This window comes from Neorhizobium descurainiae (assembly GCF_051400715.1).
Taxonomy (GTDB): Bacteria; Pseudomonadota; Alphaproteobacteria; order Rhizobiales; family Rhizobiaceae; genus Neorhizobium.
Map to the genome: position 1 here is coordinate 183,965 of NZ_JBLFFK010000004.1, position 16,949 is coordinate 200,913.

Annotated in this window: 18 protein-coding genes; 10 read left to right on the forward strand and 8 right to left on the reverse strand. The window is 63.3% G+C overall.

Annotated elements, in window-relative coordinates; all coding sequences use genetic code 11:
• Window positions 1-69: 69 nt before the first annotated feature.
• Window positions 70-573: an invasion associated locus B family protein gene (locus ACMGE0_RS09910; protein ID WP_436815682.1), complete on the reverse strand. Its 504-nt coding sequence runs from the start codon at window positions 571-573 to the stop codon at window positions 70-72.
• A gap of 331 nt (window positions 574-904) precedes the next feature.
• Here ACMGE0_RS09910 and ACMGE0_RS09915 point away from each other — a divergent pair, with 331 nt between their 5' ends.
• Window positions 905-1,468: a sigma-70 family RNA polymerase sigma factor gene (locus ACMGE0_RS09915; protein ID WP_436815683.1), complete on the forward strand. Its 564-nt coding sequence runs from the start codon at window positions 905-907 to the stop codon at window positions 1,466-1,468.
• Between the two features lie 11 nt (window positions 1,469-1,479).
• On the opposite strand, the gene ACMGE0_RS09920 is transcribed toward ACMGE0_RS09915, so the two are convergent.
• The 3 genes from ACMGE0_RS09920 to ACMGE0_RS09930 all read right to left on the reverse strand — a co-directional run bounded on the left by ACMGE0_RS09920 (window position 1,480) and on the right by ACMGE0_RS09930 (window position 3,355).
• The gene (locus tag ACMGE0_RS09920; RefSeq protein ID WP_436815684.1) at window positions 1,480-1,878 is read right to left on the reverse strand and encodes a YkvA family protein; all 399 of its coding nucleotides are present in this window, start codon (window positions 1,876-1,878) and stop codon (window positions 1,480-1,482) included.
• A gap of 154 nt (window positions 1,879-2,032) precedes the next feature.
• Window positions 2,033-2,623 (reverse strand): RNA 2',3'-cyclic phosphodiesterase, encoded by a 591-nt coding sequence (thpR, locus tag ACMGE0_RS09925; RefSeq protein ID WP_436815685.1) that lies wholly within the window; start codon window positions 2,621-2,623, stop codon window positions 2,033-2,035.
• A gap of 66 nt (window positions 2,624-2,689) precedes the next feature.
• Complete coding sequence (locus tag ACMGE0_RS09930; protein ID WP_436815686.1) at window positions 2,690-3,355, reverse strand: arylesterase; 666 nt, start codon at window positions 3,353-3,355, stop codon at window positions 2,690-2,692.
• A gap of 76 nt (window positions 3,356-3,431) precedes the next feature.
• Here ACMGE0_RS09930 and ACMGE0_RS09935 point away from each other — a divergent pair, with 76 nt between their 5' ends.
• From ACMGE0_RS09935 to ACMGE0_RS09950, 4 genes are all read left to right on the forward strand, one after another.
• Window positions 3,432-4,142, forward strand: coding sequence for an ABC transporter ATP-binding protein (locus tag ACMGE0_RS09935; protein ID WP_436815687.1), 711 nt, complete (start codon window positions 3,432-3,434; stop codon window positions 4,140-4,142).
• Window positions 4,139-6,682, forward strand: coding sequence for an ABC transporter permease (locus tag ACMGE0_RS09940; RefSeq protein WP_436815688.1), 2,544 nt, complete (start codon window positions 4,139-4,141; stop codon window positions 6,680-6,682). The genes ACMGE0_RS09935 and ACMGE0_RS09940 overlap by 4 nt, the downstream gene beginning before the upstream one ends.
• A gap of 231 nt (window positions 6,683-6,913) precedes the next feature.
• The gene (locus tag ACMGE0_RS09945; protein WP_436815689.1) at window positions 6,914-7,660 is read left to right on the forward strand and encodes a Bax inhibitor-1/YccA family protein; all 747 of its coding nucleotides are present in this window, start codon (window positions 6,914-6,916) and stop codon (window positions 7,658-7,660) included.
• 110 nt (window positions 7,661-7,770) lie between these two features.
• Window positions 7,771-8,328 carry a GNAT family N-acetyltransferase gene (locus ACMGE0_RS09950; protein ID WP_436815690.1) on the forward strand — a complete coding sequence of 186 codons (558 nt, stop codon included), beginning with the start codon at window positions 7,771-7,773 and terminating at the stop codon, window positions 8,326-8,328.
• A gap of 65 nt (window positions 8,329-8,393) precedes the next feature.
• Here ACMGE0_RS09950 and ACMGE0_RS09955 read toward each other — a convergent pair whose 3' ends face one another.
• The 4 genes from ACMGE0_RS09955 to acnA form a co-directional block, all read right to left on the reverse strand.
• A complete protein-coding gene (locus ACMGE0_RS09955; protein ID WP_436815691.1) occupies window positions 8,394-8,783 on the reverse strand; it encodes a DUF2794 domain-containing protein in 390 nt (129 codons plus the stop codon).
• Window positions 8,784-9,101: 318 nt separating this feature from the next.
• The gene (locus ACMGE0_RS09960) at window positions 9,102-9,851 is read right to left on the reverse strand and encodes a DUF1223 domain-containing protein (protein WP_436815692.1); all 750 of its coding nucleotides are present in this window, start codon (window positions 9,849-9,851) and stop codon (window positions 9,102-9,104) included.
• A 204-nt stretch (window positions 9,852-10,055) separates the two neighbouring features.
• Window positions 10,056-10,793: a TSUP family transporter gene (locus ACMGE0_RS09965; protein ID WP_436815693.1), complete on the reverse strand. Its 738-nt coding sequence runs from the start codon at window positions 10,791-10,793 to the stop codon at window positions 10,056-10,058.
• Window positions 10,794-10,870: 77 nt separating this feature from the next.
• A complete protein-coding gene (gene acnA, locus ACMGE0_RS09970; RefSeq protein WP_436815694.1) occupies window positions 10,871-13,564 on the reverse strand; it encodes an aconitate hydratase AcnA in 2,694 nt (897 codons plus the stop codon).
• 272 nt (window positions 13,565-13,836) lie between these two features.
• Here acnA and ccmA point away from each other — a divergent pair, with 272 nt between their 5' ends.
• The 5 genes from ccmA (at window position 13,837) to ACMGE0_RS09995 (ending at window position 16,941) form a co-directional block, all read left to right on the forward strand.
• Complete coding sequence (ccmA, locus tag ACMGE0_RS09975) at window positions 13,837-14,481, forward strand: heme ABC exporter ATP-binding protein CcmA (protein ID WP_436815883.1); 645 nt, start codon at window positions 13,837-13,839, stop codon at window positions 14,479-14,481.
• Window positions 14,482-14,701: 220 nt separating this feature from the next.
• Window positions 14,702-15,361, forward strand: a complete 660-nt coding sequence (ccmB, locus tag ACMGE0_RS09980; protein WP_436815695.1) for a heme exporter protein CcmB — start codon at window positions 14,702-14,704, stop codon at window positions 15,359-15,361.
• Between the two features lie 44 nt (window positions 15,362-15,405).
• Window positions 15,406-16,170: a heme ABC transporter permease gene (locus ACMGE0_RS09985; RefSeq protein ID WP_436815696.1), complete on the forward strand. Its 765-nt coding sequence runs from the start codon at window positions 15,406-15,408 to the stop codon at window positions 16,168-16,170.
• A gap of 1 nt (window position 16,171) precedes the next feature.
• Window positions 16,172-16,342, forward strand: coding sequence for a heme exporter protein CcmD (ccmD, locus tag ACMGE0_RS09990; RefSeq protein ID WP_436815697.1), 171 nt, complete (start codon window positions 16,172-16,174; stop codon window positions 16,340-16,342).
• Complete coding sequence (locus tag ACMGE0_RS09995; protein ID WP_436815698.1) at window positions 16,339-16,941, forward strand: DsbE family thiol:disulfide interchange protein; 603 nt, start codon at window positions 16,339-16,341, stop codon at window positions 16,939-16,941. The genes ccmD and ACMGE0_RS09995 overlap by 4 nt, the downstream gene beginning before the upstream one ends.
• The last annotated feature ends 8 nt before the right edge of the window (window positions 16,942-16,949 follow it).

Here is a 16,949-nt window from a genome sequence, read left to right on the forward strand (position 1 = left end):
ACTATTCTTCCCGAAAACGCAAAAAGGCCGGTAGGGACCGGCCTTCATCAAGCGCCATGCAAAACCCGCTTATCTGCAGGTCTCGATCTGCTTCAATGCAGCGGAAATGCCCGACAGCGAATAGGCATACGACGTCTTGGTGCCGCGGCCGGATACGGCGCTGACGCTCATGTTGGTGCCGCCTTTCATGGCCGCCACCAGCGCCGGCTCTTCCGCCGCGTTCTCGACCCATGCGGCCTTGTCCTTGGTGAACATCACGAAGCTCTTGCCGTCGATGGTGACGGTGACCTTGGAGTTCGCCTGCAGCGGATAGCCCATCATCGCCTGCGGCTCGTAGGAGATGTTCTGGCCCGGGCGCTGGGACACGATGAAGAAGATATCGCCGTGGTCGACCGCCGCGGGCTCTTTCGTGGTCGGAACGGAGAGCACGTAGCAGACCGTGCTGTTGCCCGACTTGTATGAATAAGCACCCCATGCCTTGAATTGCTGGATACGGGTCGGCGTCTGGGCGGATACGACGCCGGCGCTCGCCAGGGTGAGCGCCAATGCGGTTGCGATTATTCTTACAGACATGATCTCCTGCCGGTTTTGTCTATTCCAGCGGCCCGCGCGGGCAAGCCTTGCCAAGCATGATGCTGATTCGGTTCATTTTGACTTAATCCTGGTTACCAAACCGTCAACCACGCCGTTTCAATCCGATGAGTGTCCCACCTGCCGCCGCCATGCGCGGAGCTGGTCTCCTCGCAGGTCGACAGGACCCATTCGGCAGGGAAATCTCATGCGTTGCGGCAATCAGTGACACAAGGATTGGGGCAAGAGTTTGTCCTCTCTCGCGGCTCTTCCAATGGACATTAGAATGGCTGAATATGAAACGAATCTCGTTGGAAGGTGCGCGCGGAAATAAATGAATCCAGAGGACAAAGACCACTTCGCCGACTTGGTGAAGAGAGTGGCCGATGAGCGAGATCAGATGGCTTTTGCCATGCTCTTCGATCATTTCGCGCCGCGTCTGAAATCCTGGCTCGTCAAGCGGTCCATGACACCGGACGAAGCGGAGGAACTGGTGCAGGAAGTGATGACCGTTCTTTGGCATCGGGCCCATCTCTACGATCCGGCCCGGTCCTCTCTGTCCACCTGGCTTTTTCGTATCGCGCGCAATCGCCGGATCGATGCGGAACGCCGCGCCAGGCATCTGCGGGAGGCGCACGAGCCTACGTTCTTCCTCACCGAGGCGCCGGGCGTAGATACCCTTCTTGAAAGCGAGGAACGGGATGCGCGGGTGCGCGACGCCCTTGCCCAGATCCCCGACGAGCAGATGGAACTCGTGCGCGCCGCCTTTTTCCTCGGCCAGACCCATTCGGAGATCGCCTCGTCCAGAGGCCTGCCGCTTGGTACGGTGAAGTCGCGGATCAGGCTTGCCTTCGAACGCCTGCGAAGGGCGCTCGAGGAGCCGGTTTCGGAGACGTGACGCAACTGCGGCTATTTGCCGCGCACGCCTGAAGCGATGTCGGGATTGTCCGCCAGCGAGAGATCGGCGGCCTCGTAATGGCGGTCGGCGATATGGCCCTGGATCATCCGGAAGGCGGCGGCCAGCACCGCGATGTCGTCGGTGAAGCCCACGAATGCGAAGACATCCGGCACGAAATCGACAGGCACGACGAAATAGGCGAGCGCCGCGAGAAGCGTGCCGCGCACGCGTACCGGCGTCGCAGGATCGACTGCGCAGTAATAGGCGGCGATCAGATCGCGGCTGAAGGGGACCTGCCGCACCGCGCGCTTGAGCGTCGGCCAGAACCTGGCACGCACCTGCCGCTCCTGGCGGTCCTGCGTGTCCTCGTCGCCCGGCAGAAGAATCTCGCCGATCTTCACGTCGTCCATGGTCGCTCCGTTTTGCCCGACGTCCTTTCACGCCGCACATCCCAATGTGCCCCAATATGGGTTTGTCGAGAATGGAGTTCAATTGCGGCGCAAGAATGCCTGGTCCATGACCCGGACACGCTTGAAGTCCCGATCGTCAGGCAAGGCCTTCCCGTTAAAGAAGGCCCTTTACCGGTTCCCGATCGGCCGCATGGGAATGGCCGTAGCTCACCTCCTGCAGCGGGAAAACCTCTTCCGTGAGGTACGGCCCGCCGCCGACGGATTCCTTCGAGGACAGCAAGACGAAGCGCGAAACTGTGAAGGGCGCCGTGTAGAAATTGCCGCGGCCGGCGAGATAATGCACCACGTCGTCCAGGCGGCAGCTCTTCAGCCGTGCAAGCGTCACATGCGGCGTGAACTTGCGCGGATCGGGCGGCAGGCCGATCCTTTGGCAGATCCGTTCGATTTCCGACTGCAGTGCGTACATTTCCGGAGAGGGAGCCACCCCTGCCCACACCGAATGGGGCTTCTTCGATCCGAACGAGCCTATCCCCGTCAGCGTCGCCTGAAACTCGGGCCGGTCGATCCGGTCCAGCCGGTCGACGATTTCGTCGGCGGTGCGGCCGTCGACGTCGCCGATGAAGCGCAAGGTGATGTGATAGTTCTCGACGTCGATCCATCGGGCCCCGGGCAGCCCACCGCGCAGAAGAGAGAGGCTCATGGCCACGTTGCGCGGAATTTCGAGGGCGGTGAAAAGTCTCGGCACGGGGACCTCCTCGAATCTTTTGCAGACGCTAACAGCGAATCATGCAACCGGGTTCCGTGCAAGCCCTTATTTTTCTTTGCCCCTGATGTCCCCCAGGAAGCGCTCGACGGGCGGAAGCGTCCTTTCGACCATCGCCGCCACGCCTTTGGCGTTCGGATGCATGCCGTCGTCGAGCTGCATGCCCTCGACGGTCGCGACGCCGTCGAGGAAGAAGGGATAAAGCGGCACGCCGTATTTGTCCGCCAGACGCCGGTAGATCGGATTGAACCGCTCGGCATAGTCGCCGCCCATGTTCGGCGGCGCCAGCATGCCGACGAGCAGGACCGGAATGTTCCGTTCCTTGAGACGCGAAAGCATGGCGTCGAGGTTCTTTTCCGACTGCTCGGGCGAGATGCCGCGAAGGGCGTCGTTGGCGCCGAGCTCCAGGATCACGCCATCCGTGCCGTCCGGCACCGACCAGTCGATGCGGGAAAGGCCGCCGGCCGTCGTATCGCCGGAAACCCCGGCATTGGTGACGGCGACGTCGTGGCCCTTCGCCTTCAAGGCCGCTTCGAGCTGCGCCGTGTAGGATTCGGAGGGTGCAAGCTGATAGCCCGCCATCAGGCTGTCCCCGAACCCGACGAGCTCAATCGCCCCACCCTGGCCCCCGGCGTCCTGCGCCCGCGCCGCAAACGCGGAGAATGCCAGCGCGGACATGACGATGAAGTGAAGGAGGCTTGCTTTAAAACTCACGATCCGTCTCCTAGATTGGACGCTACCGCGGCGCGGCATTCGGGTTGAGGCTTCACGCTATATAGGACGGTTCGATTTGACTAAAACCATCATCACGCTGACGAAGGCCGATCTGACCTTGGGCAGTGCCGCAGCGTCCGTGCATGTGCTGAAGCAGATCGATCTCCAAATCCGCGCAGGGGAAGCCGTCGGCATCGTCGGCCCCTCGGGCTCCGGCAAATCGACGCTTCTGATGGTTCTGGCCGGCCTCGAACGCCTGGACAGCGGCGAGATCGTCATCGACGGCGCCCCTCTTCACACGCTTTCCGAGGACGCGCTGGCCGATTTCCGCGGCCGCAACATCGGCATCGTCTTCCAGTCGTTCCACCTGATCGCCAATATGACGGCGCTGGAAAACGTCGCCGTCCCGCTCGAACTGGCGAACGTTAGGAACCCCTTTGACATCGCCAGGCACGAGCTCGCCGCCGTTGGCCTTGGCGAACGTCTCAATCACTATCCCGGTCAGCTTTCCGGCGGCGAGCAGCAGCGGGTGGCGATCGCCCGGGCGCTCGCGCCCTCGCCTTCCGTGCTGATCGCCGACGAACCGACCGGCAATCTCGACACCGAGACCGGACGGCAGATCGCCGATCTCCTGTTCGCCAAGCAGGCCGAGCGCGGCATGACCATGCTGCTCGTCACCCATGACAATGCGCTCGCCGCCCGCTGCTCGCGGCAGATCCGCGTCCGCTCCGGCGAAATCGTCGGCGACAGCGCCGTTCACGCTCCGGCTCAGGCGGTCTCCGCATGAGGCTGACGCTCCCTCGCTTATCGATTGCGTTCCGCCTGGCTCTCCGGGAAATGCGCGGCGGGCTCGGCGGCTTCTATATCTTTCTCGCCTGCATCGCGCTCGGCACCGGTGCGATCGCCGCGGTCAATTCGGTCTCTCGCGCGATCACCGGCGCCATCGCCAGCCAGGGCCAGGAGATTCTCGCGGGCGACATCCGCTTCGAGCTCAACAACCGGGAAGCCACGGGGGAGGAGCGCGCCTTCCTTGACGGCCTCGGCCAGGTTTCCGTCTCGACCAGCCTGCGCTCCATGGCGCGCAAGCCGGATGGTTCTGAACAGGCGCTGGTGGAGGTGAAGGCCGTCGACGATGCCTATCCGCTCTACGGCACGTTCGGCTCCGAACCCTCCGCGCCGCTTTCCGGCCTGCTCGCGAGGGACGGGGAAACCTTCGGCGCGCTGGCCGCCCCCCTGCTTCTCGAACGTCTCGGCATCCGGGAAGGAGACCAGCTCCTGCTCGGCAATGCCAGGCTGACCCTGAAGGGCACGATCACCGCCGAGCCCGACGCTCTTTCCGATGGCTTCGGTTTCGCGCCGCGCCTTCTCGTCAGCCGCGACGCCCTGACCGCTTCGGGCCTGATTACCACGGGCAGTCTCGTCGAGCATGCTTACAAGGTGCGCCTCGACGATCCGGCGATCCGTTCGACGCTTGCCCCCCGCGCCAACCGGGAATTCCCGAGCGCCGGCTGGGCGATCCGGACCAGCGATCGCGCCGCGCCGTCCCTTACCGAAAATGTCGACCGGTTCTCGCAGTTTTTGACCCTGGTCGGCCTGACGGCGCTCATCGTCGGCGGCGTCGGCGTGGCGAATGCCGTACGGGCCTTCCTCGACGCCAAGCGCACGACGATCGCGACCTTCAAATGCCTCGGCGCCCCCGCTTCGGTCGTCACCCTGATCTATCTCATCCAGATCATGATCCTCGCCGCCGTCGGGATCGTCATCGGCCTCGTCATCGGCGCGATTGCGCCCTTCGTCGCACTGCAGTTCCTGGAAGGCGTCCTGCCGGTTCCGAAGGAAGTGACCTTCTATCCGTCGGCGCTGGCGCTCGCCGCCCTCTTCGGCCTTTTGATCACCTTCGCCTTCGCGATCCTGCCGCTCGGCCACGCCCGCGAAGTGCCGGCGACGGCGCTCTTCCGCGAACAGTCCTTCGACGATGCCCGCCTGCCCTCCTGGCCCTATCTCCTCGCGGCAGGCTTGGCGCTTGCCGCCCTTGCCGCCCTTTCGATCGCCTCCGCCGAGGACCGCTTCGTCGCCTCGGTCTTCCTGGCAGCCGTCGCGGGCGCTTTCGTCCTTCTCAGGCTTGTCGCCGCTCTCATCGCCGCGCTGGCGAGAAGAAGCCCGCGCGTCAATTCCCCGGCGCTGCGGCTGGCGATCGGCAATATCCATCGGCCCGGCGCCCTCACTCCCTCCGTCGTGCTCTCGCTGGGTCTCGGCCTCGCCCTGCTGGTGACGCTGGCGCTGATCGACGGCAACATGCGCCGGCAGCTTACCGGCCAGATCGCCGCGCAGGCGCCGAACTTCTTCTTCGTGGACATCCAGGGATCGGAGCGCGAAGGCTTCCTGAACATCCTGAGACAGCAGGCGCCCGAGGGAACGGTCACCCAGGCGCCCATGTTGCGCGGACGGATTCTCGCCTTCAACGGCGAGGACGTGGCGCAGATGAACGTGCCGCCCGCCGGCCGCTGGGTGCTCCGCGGCGATCGCGGCATCACCTATGAGGAGACTCTGCCGGAAAATTCGACGCTGACGGCGGGCGAATGGTGGCCGGCCGACTATTCCGGCGAACCGCTCGTCTCCTTCACGGCGGAAGAGGCCGGCGAGCTCGGCCTGAAGCTCGGCGATACGGTCACCGTCAACGTGCTCGGCCGCAACATCACCGCCCGCATCGCCAATTTCCGCAATGTCGAGTGGGAATCGCTCTCCATCAATTTCGTGATGGTCTTTTCGCCCAACACCTTCCGCGGGGCACCGCATGCCTGGCTTGCCACGCTGACCGATCCTTCCGCCACCGCCCAGGAGGAGGCCTCGATCCTGCGCGCCGTCACCAATGCCTATCCGACCATCACCAGCGTGCGGGTGAAGGATGCGATCGACATCGTCGACCAGCTCGTCGGCCAGCTCGCGACCGCGATCCGTGCTGCGGCGGCCGTGGCGCTCATCGCTTCCGTCCTGGTCCTCGCCGGTGCGCTCGCCGCCGGCAACCGCGCCCGGGCCCACGATGCCGTGATCCTCAAGACCCTCGGCGGCACGAGGCATATGCTGATGCGCGCCTTCTCCTACGAGTACATGATCCTCGGCGCGGCGACCGCGATCTTCGCACTTGTCGCGGGCGGCGCCTCCGCCTGGTTCGTGGTCAGCCGCATCATGCGGATGCCGTCGACCTTCCTGCCGGACGTGGCACTCCTCACCCTCGCCGTTTCGCTGGTGCTGACCGTCGGGATCGGTCTCGCCGGCACCTGGCGGATCCTCGGCCAGAAGGCGGCGCCGGTGCTCCGCGAACTGTGACTCGCCCATAGGTAGCGTTTTCCATTAACTCCCGGATCAAAATCCTGCCGGAACGTCCCATAGGTTGCTAAATTACGCCTGCGGCTTGCGTTTTCGCTTGCGGAACCCCTTGTATGTGAAGCAAACTCACATCATATTTGACGGCAGGCTTGCTGAAGCTCCGCAGCGGCGCCTGGGTCTGACAAAGGGGGCCCGACACCGTGACTAACTTCGGAGCTTAAAGAGGAAACAATGGCTGACTTCAACAACTACCAGAACCGAATGGCGCAGACCCGCGTCCAATCCGGTGCGATGATCGACGAGGGCCTCCGTGCCTATATGCTGAAGGTTTACAACCTGATGGCACTCGGGCTTGCGATCACCGGCGTAGCGGCCTTCCTGACATGGCAGATGGCAGTTGCCGACGGCCAGCTTACGGCTTTCGGCCAGTTGCTTTATGCCAGCCCGCTTAAGTGGGTTGTCATGCTGGCTCCGCTGGCGATGGTCTTCTTCCTGAGCTTCCGGATCAACTCGATGAGCGTCGCAGCCGCGCAGACGACCTTCTGGGTCTATGCCGCGCTGATGGGCCTGTCGCTGTCCTCGATCTTCCTGGTCTTCACCGGCCAGAGCATCGTGCAGACCTTCTTCGTCACGGCCGCCTCCTTCGGCGCCCTGTCGCTCTACGGTTACACGACCAAGAAGGACCTGTCGGCGATGGGTTCGTTCCTGATCATGGGCCTCTTCGGCCTGATCATCGCCTCGGTGGTCAACATCTTCCTGGCTTCGTCTGCCCTCGGCTTCGCCATCTCCGTGATCGGCGTGCTGATCTTCGCGGGCCTCACCGCCTACGATACGCAGAAGATCAAGGAAATGTACTACGATGGCGACGACGTGGCCGTCATGGGCCGCAAGGCGATCATGGGCGCCCTGACGCTTTACCTCGACTTCATCAACCTCTTCACGTTCCTGCTGCAGTTCCTCGGCAATCGCGACGAATAACGGCACCGGACATGAATACGAAGAAGGCGGCTCTCGGGTCGCCTTTTTTGTTGCCCGCCTCCGCGACGCGGCATAGGTTCGGACATTCTCTTCAACGACTGCCTGCCCCGATGACCTTCCGCCTCCGCGACGCCACCTTGGCCGATCTTCCCGCCATCACCGAAATCTACCGCGACAGCGTGCTGAACGGCACTGCGAGCTACGAGATCGTCCCGCCGGGAGAGGCGGAGATGATGAGCCGGTTCGAAGGGATCAGGAGCAAGGGCTATCCGTATATCGCCGCCGAAGGCGAAGGCGGCGCGCTTCTCGGCTACGCCTATGCCTCGGCCTTCCGCACCCGCCCGGCCTATCGCTGGCTGGTCGAGGATTCGATCTATCTCGCACCGGAAGCGCGCGGTCAGGGCATCGGCCGGGCGCTGCTCAAGGAATTGCTCGTCCGCTGCGAAGCGCTCGGCTTCCGGCAGATGGTCGCCGTCATCGGCGGCGCGAGCGCCGCTTCCGTGGCTCTTCATCGCGGCCTCGGCTTCGAGCTGACCGGCACGCTGAAAGGCACCGGCTTCAAGCACGGGAAATGGCTGGACACGGTTTTGATGCAGGCAGCACTTGGCGAGGGCGCCGCGACAGCTCCTGACCGGAATGCCTATCCCGGCTCGCTGTTTGCCGAATAGGCGCACGCCGCCGGAAAGCGGCTTCGGGATTGCGGCTGCGATAAAATCCGAAAGGATCGGATCGCTCAGTCGATCAGTTTCAGCACCTTGTCGAAGACCTTGAGCACCTGCGGCAGCTCATGGCCGCGCTTGAGGATCGTGCCGTGCGTGTTGAGCACGCAATAGGCGCCCTGCTTGTTGGCGAGCTTCGGGTTCTTCTCGATCCGGAAGAGCGGCATTTCGCCAGACCGCTTGAAAACGGAAAAGACCGCGCGGTCCTTGAGGTGGTCGATCGCGTAATCCTTCCATTCCCCTTCGCCGACCATGCGGCCGTAGATTCTGAGAATCGCGTCGAGCTCGCGCCGGTGGAAGGTCACCGGGACGGGATCGCGGCTCTGCCTGTATTCGCTGAGGTTGACGACGACGGTTGTGTCCTGGGGTCTCTGCGCCCCCGGCAATTCCGGCTGATCGGTCATCAAGGCTCCCAAACTCGTCGATGTCGGAGATGTGACAGTGTGCCCGAGAGCCTGGAGCGTTTCAAGGCTAAATGGAGATCCGCGGCCTCTCCTGTGGACCGCCGCACGTTTTTATTCTTGCCCCATTTCGAACAAAACAGTGCCTGATTTCGAAGCGAGATTGATTGCGTTGGTTGGCGCGGTTCTCGCGCCATATGGCCCGGTCTGGTACATTGACCCTTACCCCCAGCCCCCCAATGTTTCCGGATCGGGCCGCCGACACCTCACCCGAACAAGGATCCGACGACCGCGCAACGGTCCTCGGCAAATATTTCCGGGTCAGTATTTCTTGCGGCCGGCCATCAGGATCGTGGCGCCGAGGATGGCCGCCGGCTCGCCGCTGGGACCGGAGGCCTGCAGCAGGATAGCGCAGCCGTCCTTCTTGGATTTGCCCATCAGCTTGCCCGGCAGGGTCAGCTTCATGCTCTGGCCGTTCCACGTGCCGACGGACTGCACGTCATAGACGGCATGCCAGTATTCCATGTTCTTGCCGCTGTTCTCGCCCTTGGTCACTTCCACCTGCTGACGCCTGGTGAAATAGGCGACCACGACATCCGCCCGCCCCTTGCCGCCGCCGATCTCGATTTCGATCTCGTCGCCGCGCATGACCGCAGTGACCGGCACGATCAGCCCTTCGCCTGCCGCGCCGAGTTGCGTGACCCTGTCATTGATGACGGAAATATCCGTTCCCTTCACATGATCGCGGCCGTTGATGATCGCCTGCGGCGTGTAGACGCCGCTGCGGCCGAGCGTCTTGGCATAACCGTACTGCCTCTCGGTGTTCTCCCGCGAACTCAGCGTGTCGGTCCAGCCGAGATAGTTCCAGTAATCCACATGATAGGAGAGCGCCACCACATCGCCCTGCGCCACCAGGTTTCCGAGCGTCGCATCCGCGGGTGGGCAGGAGGAGCAACCCTGGGAGGTGAAGAGCTCCACCACGCCCTTTGGCGCCCGTACTTCTCCCGCCAGCGTGACGCCTGCGTAAAGCAGGCCCGCAAGAAGGATTACGGAGCGGAAGCGGAGCGGCATGGGTGGCTGACCTTTTTTATCAGGGTAACTGTTATCCACGATTGCTCGCGGCAATCAAGAGCGATCGACGGCTAACGTACGGGCTGGCGGAAAGTAACCATCCTGCCGCCTCAAGAGAAAGTCACGAAGGGGTGAGGACCGGATAATTGATCGTCTTCCTGACACATTTCCTTGGACGGCATCCGCCCTGGGACCCAAGCTCCGTCAAATCAGCTTCAGCATGCCCTGCGTGAAATAAACGGCTCCCACGCCGGTGACGATCCAGCGCGTCCAGGCACGGAAATTGGCATCCGTCATCTTCTGCAGGATGTCGTTGCCGGCCCTTGCCCCGAGAATGGCGATCGGCGCCGCGATCAGGATCGAGGCCCAGTCGGCCGGCGGCAGGGCGGTCGCCGCGTTCCAGTAGAACACCACCTTGGTGGCATGCGAGGCCACCTGCACCGCCGCCTTGGTGGCGATCACCTTGCGCCGGTCCATCATCGTGCGGATGAAGAAGATGTCGATCGTCGGGCCGGAAACGCCGACGCCCACCGTCAGAGCCCCGGCGATCAGTCCGCAGACAAGCGCGTGATGCGGCTTGGACGCGTCGAGCCGCAGCTTCGAGACCGGCAGCCAGACGAGGACCGGCATCAGCCCGATCGCGATCGACACCACGATAAAGTCCGGCTGGTAGTCGACGATCAGCAGGATGATGCTCGAAATGACGAGGCCGAGACCCAGGATGCCGAGGATCCCGTAGTCGATATAGGCGCGGGAGAACCAGGCGCGGGAGCCGTTCGACACCATCTGGATGACGCCGTGGATGGCGATCGCGGTGCCGACGGGATAGAGGAACAGCAGGACCCAGAGCAGGATCAGCCCGCCCGCCATGCCGAAAATGCCCGAGAGTAGCGATGTCAGGAAGACGGTGACGGCCATTCCGATGAGGATGACGACGGTCAAGGGCAGGTAGCCTCAGGCGGGAGCATGCCGGAATGCATCCGCCGGAGCCGAGCTCCGGCGGATGTTCATTTCGTCGCTCAGGCGGCGAGGTCGCGCAGAACGGTCTGCAGGATGCCGCCGTTGTTCATGTAGACGACCTCGTCGAGCGTATCGATGCGGCAGAGGATGTTGATCTCCTTCACCGTGCCGTCGCCATAGGTGATCTTGGCGGTCTTCCATTCGCGCGGCTTGATGTCGCCTTCGAGACCCTCGATGGTGACGGTCTCGTCGCCCTTGAGGTTGAGGCTCGCCCAGGTCGTGCCTTCCTCGAAGACGAAAGGAACGACGCCCATGCCGACCAGGTTCGAGCGGTGGATGCGCTCGAAGGACTGGGCGATGACGGCCTTGACGCCGAGCAGGTTGGTGCCCTTCGCGGCCCAGTCGCGAGACGAACCGTTGCCGTATTCGACGCCGGCGAAGATGACGAGCGGAACGCCTTCTTCCTTGTACTTCATCGCGGCGTCGTAGATCGACATCTCTTCCTTCGACGGATAGTGGATGGTGTAGCCGCCTTCCTTGCCGTTGGGGCCGAGCATGTGGTTGCGGATGCGGATGTTGGCGAAGGTGCCGCGCATCATGACTTCATGGTTGCCGCGGCGCGTTCCGTACTGGTTGAAGTCCGCTACGCCGACGCCATGCTCGGTGAGATAGGCACCGGCGGGCGAAGCCGCCTTGATCGAACCGGCCGGAGAAATGTGGTCGGTGGTGATCTTGTCGCCGAAGAGGCCGAGAACGCGGGCGCCCTTGATGTCCTTGATGCCGCTACCCTTCTTGCCCATGCCGACGAAGTAGGGCGGGTTCTGGACATAGGTCGAATTGTCGTCCCAGGCATAGGTCTGGCCCGACGGAGCGTTGACGGCCTGCCAATACTGGTCGCCCTTGAAGACATCCGCATACTTCGTCTCGTAAAGCTCGCGGGTGACGTATTTCTGGATGAACTCCTGCACTTCATGCGAGGTCGGCCAGATGTCCTTGAGGTAGACCGGCTTGCCGTCCTTGTCCTCGCCGATCGGCTCGCTGGTCAGGTCCTTCTGCACCGTGCCGGCGAGCGCGTAGGCGACGACGAGCGGCGGCGAAGCGAGATAGTTCGCCTGGACGTCCGGCGAGATGCGGCCTTCGAAGTTGCGGTTGCCCGAGAGCACGCCCGAAACGATGAGGCCCTTGTCGTTGATCGTCTTGGAGATCGGCGCCGGCAGCGGGCCGGAATTGCCGATGCAGGTCGTGCAGCCGAAGCCGACGAGATTGAAGCCGAGGGCATCGAGATCCTTCTGCAGGCCGGACTTCTCGAGATATTCGCCGACGACCTGCGATCCGGGCGCCAGCGAGGTCTTGACCCAGGGCTTGGACTTCAGGCCCTTGGCGACCGCGTTGCGGGCGAGAAGGCCGGCTGCGATCAGCACCGACGGGTTGGAGGTGTTGGTGCAGGAGGTGATGGCGGCAATCGCCACGTCGCCATGGCCGAGATCGAAATCGGTGCCTTCGACCGGATAACGGTTGGAAAGCTGGCCGGGCTTCTTGTAGTCGTTCTCCATCGAGGTCGCGAAGCCGGAAGCGATGCCTTCCAGCGGGATACGGCCTTCCGGACGCTTCGGGCCGGCCATCGACGGCACGACGTCGCTCAGGTTCAGTTCCAGCGTGTCGGTAAAGACGAGGTCCGCGCCGTCGCCTTCGCGCCACATCCCCTGAGCCTTCGAATAGGCTTCGACGAGCGCAATGCGCTCCTTGGTGCGGCCGGACATGGTGAGGTAGCGGATCGTTTCGCCGTCGACCGGGAAGAAGCCGCAGGTCGCGCCGTATTCCGGACCCATGTTGCCGATCGTGGCGCGGTCGGCGAGCGGCATGTTGTCCATGCCCGGGCCGAAGAATTCGACGAACTTGGAGACGACGCCCTTCTTGCGCAGCATCTGCGTGACGGTGAGCACCAGGTCGGTCGCGGTGACGCCTTCCTTGAGCTTGCCGGTGAGCTTGAAGCCGATGACCTCGGGCAGCAGCATGGAGACCGGCTGGCCGAGCATGGCCGCTTCCGCTTCGATGCCGCCGACACCCCAGCCGAGAACGCCGAGGCCGTTGATCATCGTCGTGTGCGAATCGGTGCCGACGCAGGTGTCCGGATAGGCGATCGTTTCGCCGTCCTCTTCCTTCGTCCAGACGGTCTGGCCGAGATATTCGAGATTGACCTGGTGACAGATGCCGGTGCCGGGCGGAACGACGCGGAAGTTCTCGAACGCCTGCTGGCCCCATTTCAGGAAGCGGTAGCGCTCGCCGTTGCGCTGGTATTCCAGCTCGACGTTGCGGGCAAACGCCTGCGGCGTGCCGAATTCGTCGACGATGACCGAGTGGTCGATGACGAGATCGACGGGCACGAGCGGGTTGATCTTTTCCGGATCGCCGCCGAGCGCCTTGATGCCGTCACGCATCGCGGCGAGATCGACCACGGCCGGAACGCCGGTGAAGTCCTGCATCAGCACGCGCGCCGGACGGTAGGCGATTTCGCTTTCGGCGAGGCCCTTGTTGTTCAGCCATTCGGCGACCGAAAGAATCTGCTCCTTGGTGACCGACTGGCCATCTTCGAAGCGGAGCAGGTTCTCGAGAAGGACCTTCATGGAGAAGGGAAGCTTCGAAACGCCCGGAAGACCGTTCTGCTCTGCCTTGGGCAGGCTGTAATAGACATAGTCCTTGCCGCCCACGGTCAGGACGGAACGACAATTGAAGCTGTCGAGAGATTTTGCCACGGAAAATAACCCCGCTGATACGTAAGAGCCTACACGCGCGTGCGGACGCCTATGCACTTCATGCACATCAGGATGCGGGTGCGACCATTTCCGCTGTCCGCACGAGAAGATTTGTGGGTCTTCAGGTTCGGCGCAAGATGGAAATCACGCCGGCCGCTGGCGTGGTTGCACCGCTTATAGATAATTTCTAAGAAGGGTTCCAGACACTTGAAGCGTGATCTCGAACAATTTTTTGAATCGGGATGAGCGAAATCCGAACGAAGGTCCCGAGCATGCGGCTGACGGCCGAAACCTTAAGCGCAAGGCGCGGCGAAGACCTGATTTTCAAGGACATCTCCTTCGATCTCGGAGCCGGCGAGGCGCTCGTCCTGACGGGCCGCAACGGCTCCGGGAAATCGACGCTGCTGCGCGTCGTGGCCGGATTGCTGCATCCAGAGACCGGCCGGGTGACGTGGCATTCCGACGCGGCCGAATCGGGCATGCGCGCCGCCGAAGCCTGCCACTATCTCGGCCACCGCAACGCGATGAAGGCGGAGCTTTCCGTTTCCGAAAACCTTTCCTTCTGGAAGAGCTTTTTCGGCAATTTCGAAGGCGGCACCGGTCTTTCGGCCGCGGAGGCCGCTGAGGCCGTCGGCCTCGGCGGCATCGCCCATCTCCCCTTCGGCTATCTCTCCGCCGGCCAGCAGCGCCGCATCGCATTTGCCAAGCTGCTCGTCTCACACCGCCCGGTCTGGATCCTCGATGAGCCGACCGCGGCGCTCGACGCAAGTGCCGAAAGGGTCTTCACCGATCTCATCAAGGCGCATCTCGCCGAAGGCGGCATCCTGCTCGCCGCGACCCACCAGCCGCTCGGGCTGGAGAATGCAAAGGAGCTCAAGATGGCGGGATTTGCGGGTGTGATGGAGGAGAGTTGGTGATGCGGACATGCATGGACACCCCTCCCCCACCCCTCCCCACAAGGGGGAGGGGCTTAATCTGCCGCACCGTTGCATTCCCCATGCAAGCTCTTTCGCCCAGCGCCGGGGTTTCGACTGATAATGGGCGGTTTGGGGCACGGGGAGTGCCGCAGGTTAACCCCTCCCCCTTGCGAGGAGGGGTTGGGGAGGGGTTTTTCTTCGCCCAAGGACGAAAGCAACCATGACCGCCCTCCTCCTCCGCGACCTCAGACTTTCCGTGCGCGCCGGCGGCGGGGCGCTGATCGGCGTCTTGTTCTTCATGACGGTCGTGGCCGTCATCCCCTTCGGCGTCGGGCCGGATCTCAATCTGCTTTCGCGCATCGGTCCGGCGATCGTCTGGATCGGCGCACTGCTTTCCGCCCTGCTGGGCCTCGACCGGATGTTCCAGACGGACCGGGAGGACGGCTCGCTCGATCTTCTCCTCATGCAGGAGCATCCGCTCGTCCTGACCGTGCTCGTCAAATGTCTGGCCCATTGGCTCGGCAACGGCCTGCCGCTCGTCGTCGCCTCGCCGCTCCTCGGCCTCTTCATGAACATGGACGAGGTGGCGATCGGCGCGACCATGCTGACGCTTTTCGTCGGCACGCCGGCGCTCACCTTCATTGGCGCGGTCGGCGCAGCGGTGGCGGTGGCGCTGCCGCGCGGCGGGCTGCTGGTCTCGATCCTCGTCCTGCCGCTTGCGATCCCCGTGCTGATCTTCGGCGTCAGCGCCTCCTATGCGGCCGTCGAGGATCCTGCCCCTTTTATGTCGCCTTTCTTGATTTTGGTGGCCATCACGATGTTTTTTGCCGTGCTCGGTCCGCTTGGTGCTGCGCTGGCGTTGAAGAATGCCGCTGATTGACTAGGATCAACATGACAGGCGCCATCGCACTTTAGAAAGATTCCATGCCCGAAAGCCTCGCCATCACCAAATTCAGCGACCTTGCCAATCCGACGCGGTTCCTGGCGCTGGCGGCGCGCATCCTGCCCTGGATGGCGGCGATCACGGCGATCCTCTTTGCGGTCGGCCTCTATCTGAGCTTCACCACCGAGGGCGATTACCAGCAGGGCCAGACGGTGCGCATCATGTATGTGCATGTGCCCGCCGCCTGGTTGTCGATGATGTGCTACACGGTCATGGCCGCCTCGGCGATCGGCACGCTGGTCTGGCGTCATCCGCTGGCCGACGTTTCCCACAAGGCCGCAGCACCGCTCGGCGCCGGCTTCACGCTGATCGCGCTCGCCACCGGCTCGCTCTGGGGCAAGCCGATGTGGGGCACATGGTGGGTCTGGGATGCGCGGCTGACCTCCGTCTTTGTGCTCTTCCTCATGTATCTCGGGCTCATCGCGCTGAACCGCGCCATGGACGATCCGTCGCGGGCCGCCCGCGTCTCCGCCGTGCTGATCCTCGTCGGCTTCGTCAACATTCCGATCATAAAATTCTCGGTCGACTGGTGGAACACGCTGCATCAGCCGGCGAGCGTGATGCGCATGGACGGCCCGACCATCGATCCGGAATTCCTCTGGCCCCTGCTGGTCATGGCGATCGCCTTCACCCTGCTCTTCTTCACGCTTCATGTGATGGCGATGCGCAACGAGATCTGGCGCCGCCGCGTCACCGCGCAGCGCCGGATGGCGGCCCGCATGGCCGGCGGCGAACGGGAGGCGTGACATGACCCACACGTTCTACATCGCCATGTCCTATGCCGTGACTGCTCTCGTCACTCTCTGTCTCATCGGCTGGGTGTGGCTCGACGGCCGCGCCCGGCGGAAGGAATTGGCCGAACTGGAGGCCTCCGGCATCCGACGTCGTTCGGCGCAGGCGAAGGGTGACGTGACATGAGCGCGGAAGCCGAAAACCGGCCAGTCGAACGCAAGGGTTTCGCCCGCTACGCGCTGGCGGCCATCCCGCTCGTCGTTTTCATCGGCTTTGCCGGGGTTGCCGGCAAGATGCTCTACGACCAGGACGTCAACGGCCTCGACGTTTCCGCCATTCCCTCCGCGCTGATCGGCAAGAAGGCCCCCTCGCTGGCGCTGCCGCCGCTCGAAGGTTCGAACACGGCGGCCCTGACCGACGCTGCGGTCACAGGCAAGCTGACGCTGGTCAACGTCTTCGCCTCCTGGTGCGTGCCCTGCCGGCAGGAACATCCGATCCTGAAGGCGCTGGCTGACGACAACCGGCTCAACATTGTCGGCATCAACTACAAGGACCGCAACGACAACGCGCTGCGTTTCCTCGGCGAACTCGGCAATCCTTATAAGGCGATCGGCGTCGACCCGAACGGCAAGGCTGCGATCGACTGGGGCGTCTACGGCATTCCGGAGAGCTATCTGGTCGGCCCGGACGGCACGATCCTCTACAAGAAGGTAGGCCCTTTCGACGAGCGCAGCCTGACGCAGGAACTTCTGCCGGCTATCGAGAAGGCTGCCGCCGCAAGCTGATCAGTTGT

What these genes read in the sequence shown, in the direction of transcription:
- ccmD (WP_436815697.1), top strand. Translation starts at nt 16,172, where the DNA reads ATGACCCACACGTTCTACATCGCCATGTCCTATGCCGTGACTGCTCTC.
- ACMGE0_RS09960 (WP_436815692.1), bottom strand. Translation starts at nt 9,851, where the DNA reads ATGCCGCTCCGCTTCCGCTCCGTAATCCTTCTTGCGGGCCTGCTTTAC.
- ACMGE0_RS09940 (WP_436815688.1), top strand. Translation starts at nt 4,139, where the DNA reads ATGAGGCTGACGCTCCCTCGCTTATCGATTGCGTTCCGCCTGGCTCTC.
- ccmB (WP_436815695.1), top strand. Translation starts at nt 14,702, where the DNA reads ATGACCGCCCTCCTCCTCCGCGACCTCAGACTTTCCGTGCGCGCCGGC.
- ACMGE0_RS09910 (WP_436815682.1), bottom strand. Translation starts at nt 573, where the DNA reads ATGTCTGTAAGAATAATCGCAACCGCATTGGCGCTCACCCTGGCGAGC.
- ACMGE0_RS09985 (WP_436815696.1), top strand. Translation starts at nt 15,406, where the DNA reads ATGCCCGAAAGCCTCGCCATCACCAAATTCAGCGACCTTGCCAATCCG.
- ccmA (WP_436815883.1), top strand. Translation starts at nt 13,837, where the DNA reads ATGCGGCTGACGGCCGAAACCTTAAGCGCAAGGCGCGGCGAAGACCTG.
- ACMGE0_RS09995 (WP_436815698.1), top strand. Translation starts at nt 16,339, where the DNA reads ATGAGCGCGGAAGCCGAAAACCGGCCAGTCGAACGCAAGGGTTTCGCC.
- ACMGE0_RS09950 (WP_436815690.1), top strand. Translation starts at nt 7,771, where the DNA reads ATGACCTTCCGCCTCCGCGACGCCACCTTGGCCGATCTTCCCGCCATC.
- ACMGE0_RS09920 (WP_436815684.1), bottom strand. Translation starts at nt 1,878, where the DNA reads ATGGACGACGTGAAGATCGGCGAGATTCTTCTGCCGGGCGACGAGGAC.
- ACMGE0_RS09915 (WP_436815683.1), top strand. Translation starts at nt 905, where the DNA reads ATGAATCCAGAGGACAAAGACCACTTCGCCGACTTGGTGAAGAGAGTG.
- ACMGE0_RS09945 (WP_436815689.1), top strand. Translation starts at nt 6,914, where the DNA reads ATGGCTGACTTCAACAACTACCAGAACCGAATGGCGCAGACCCGCGTC.
- ACMGE0_RS09955 (WP_436815691.1), bottom strand. Translation starts at nt 8,783, where the DNA reads ATGACCGATCAGCCGGAATTGCCGGGGGCGCAGAGACCCCAGGACACA.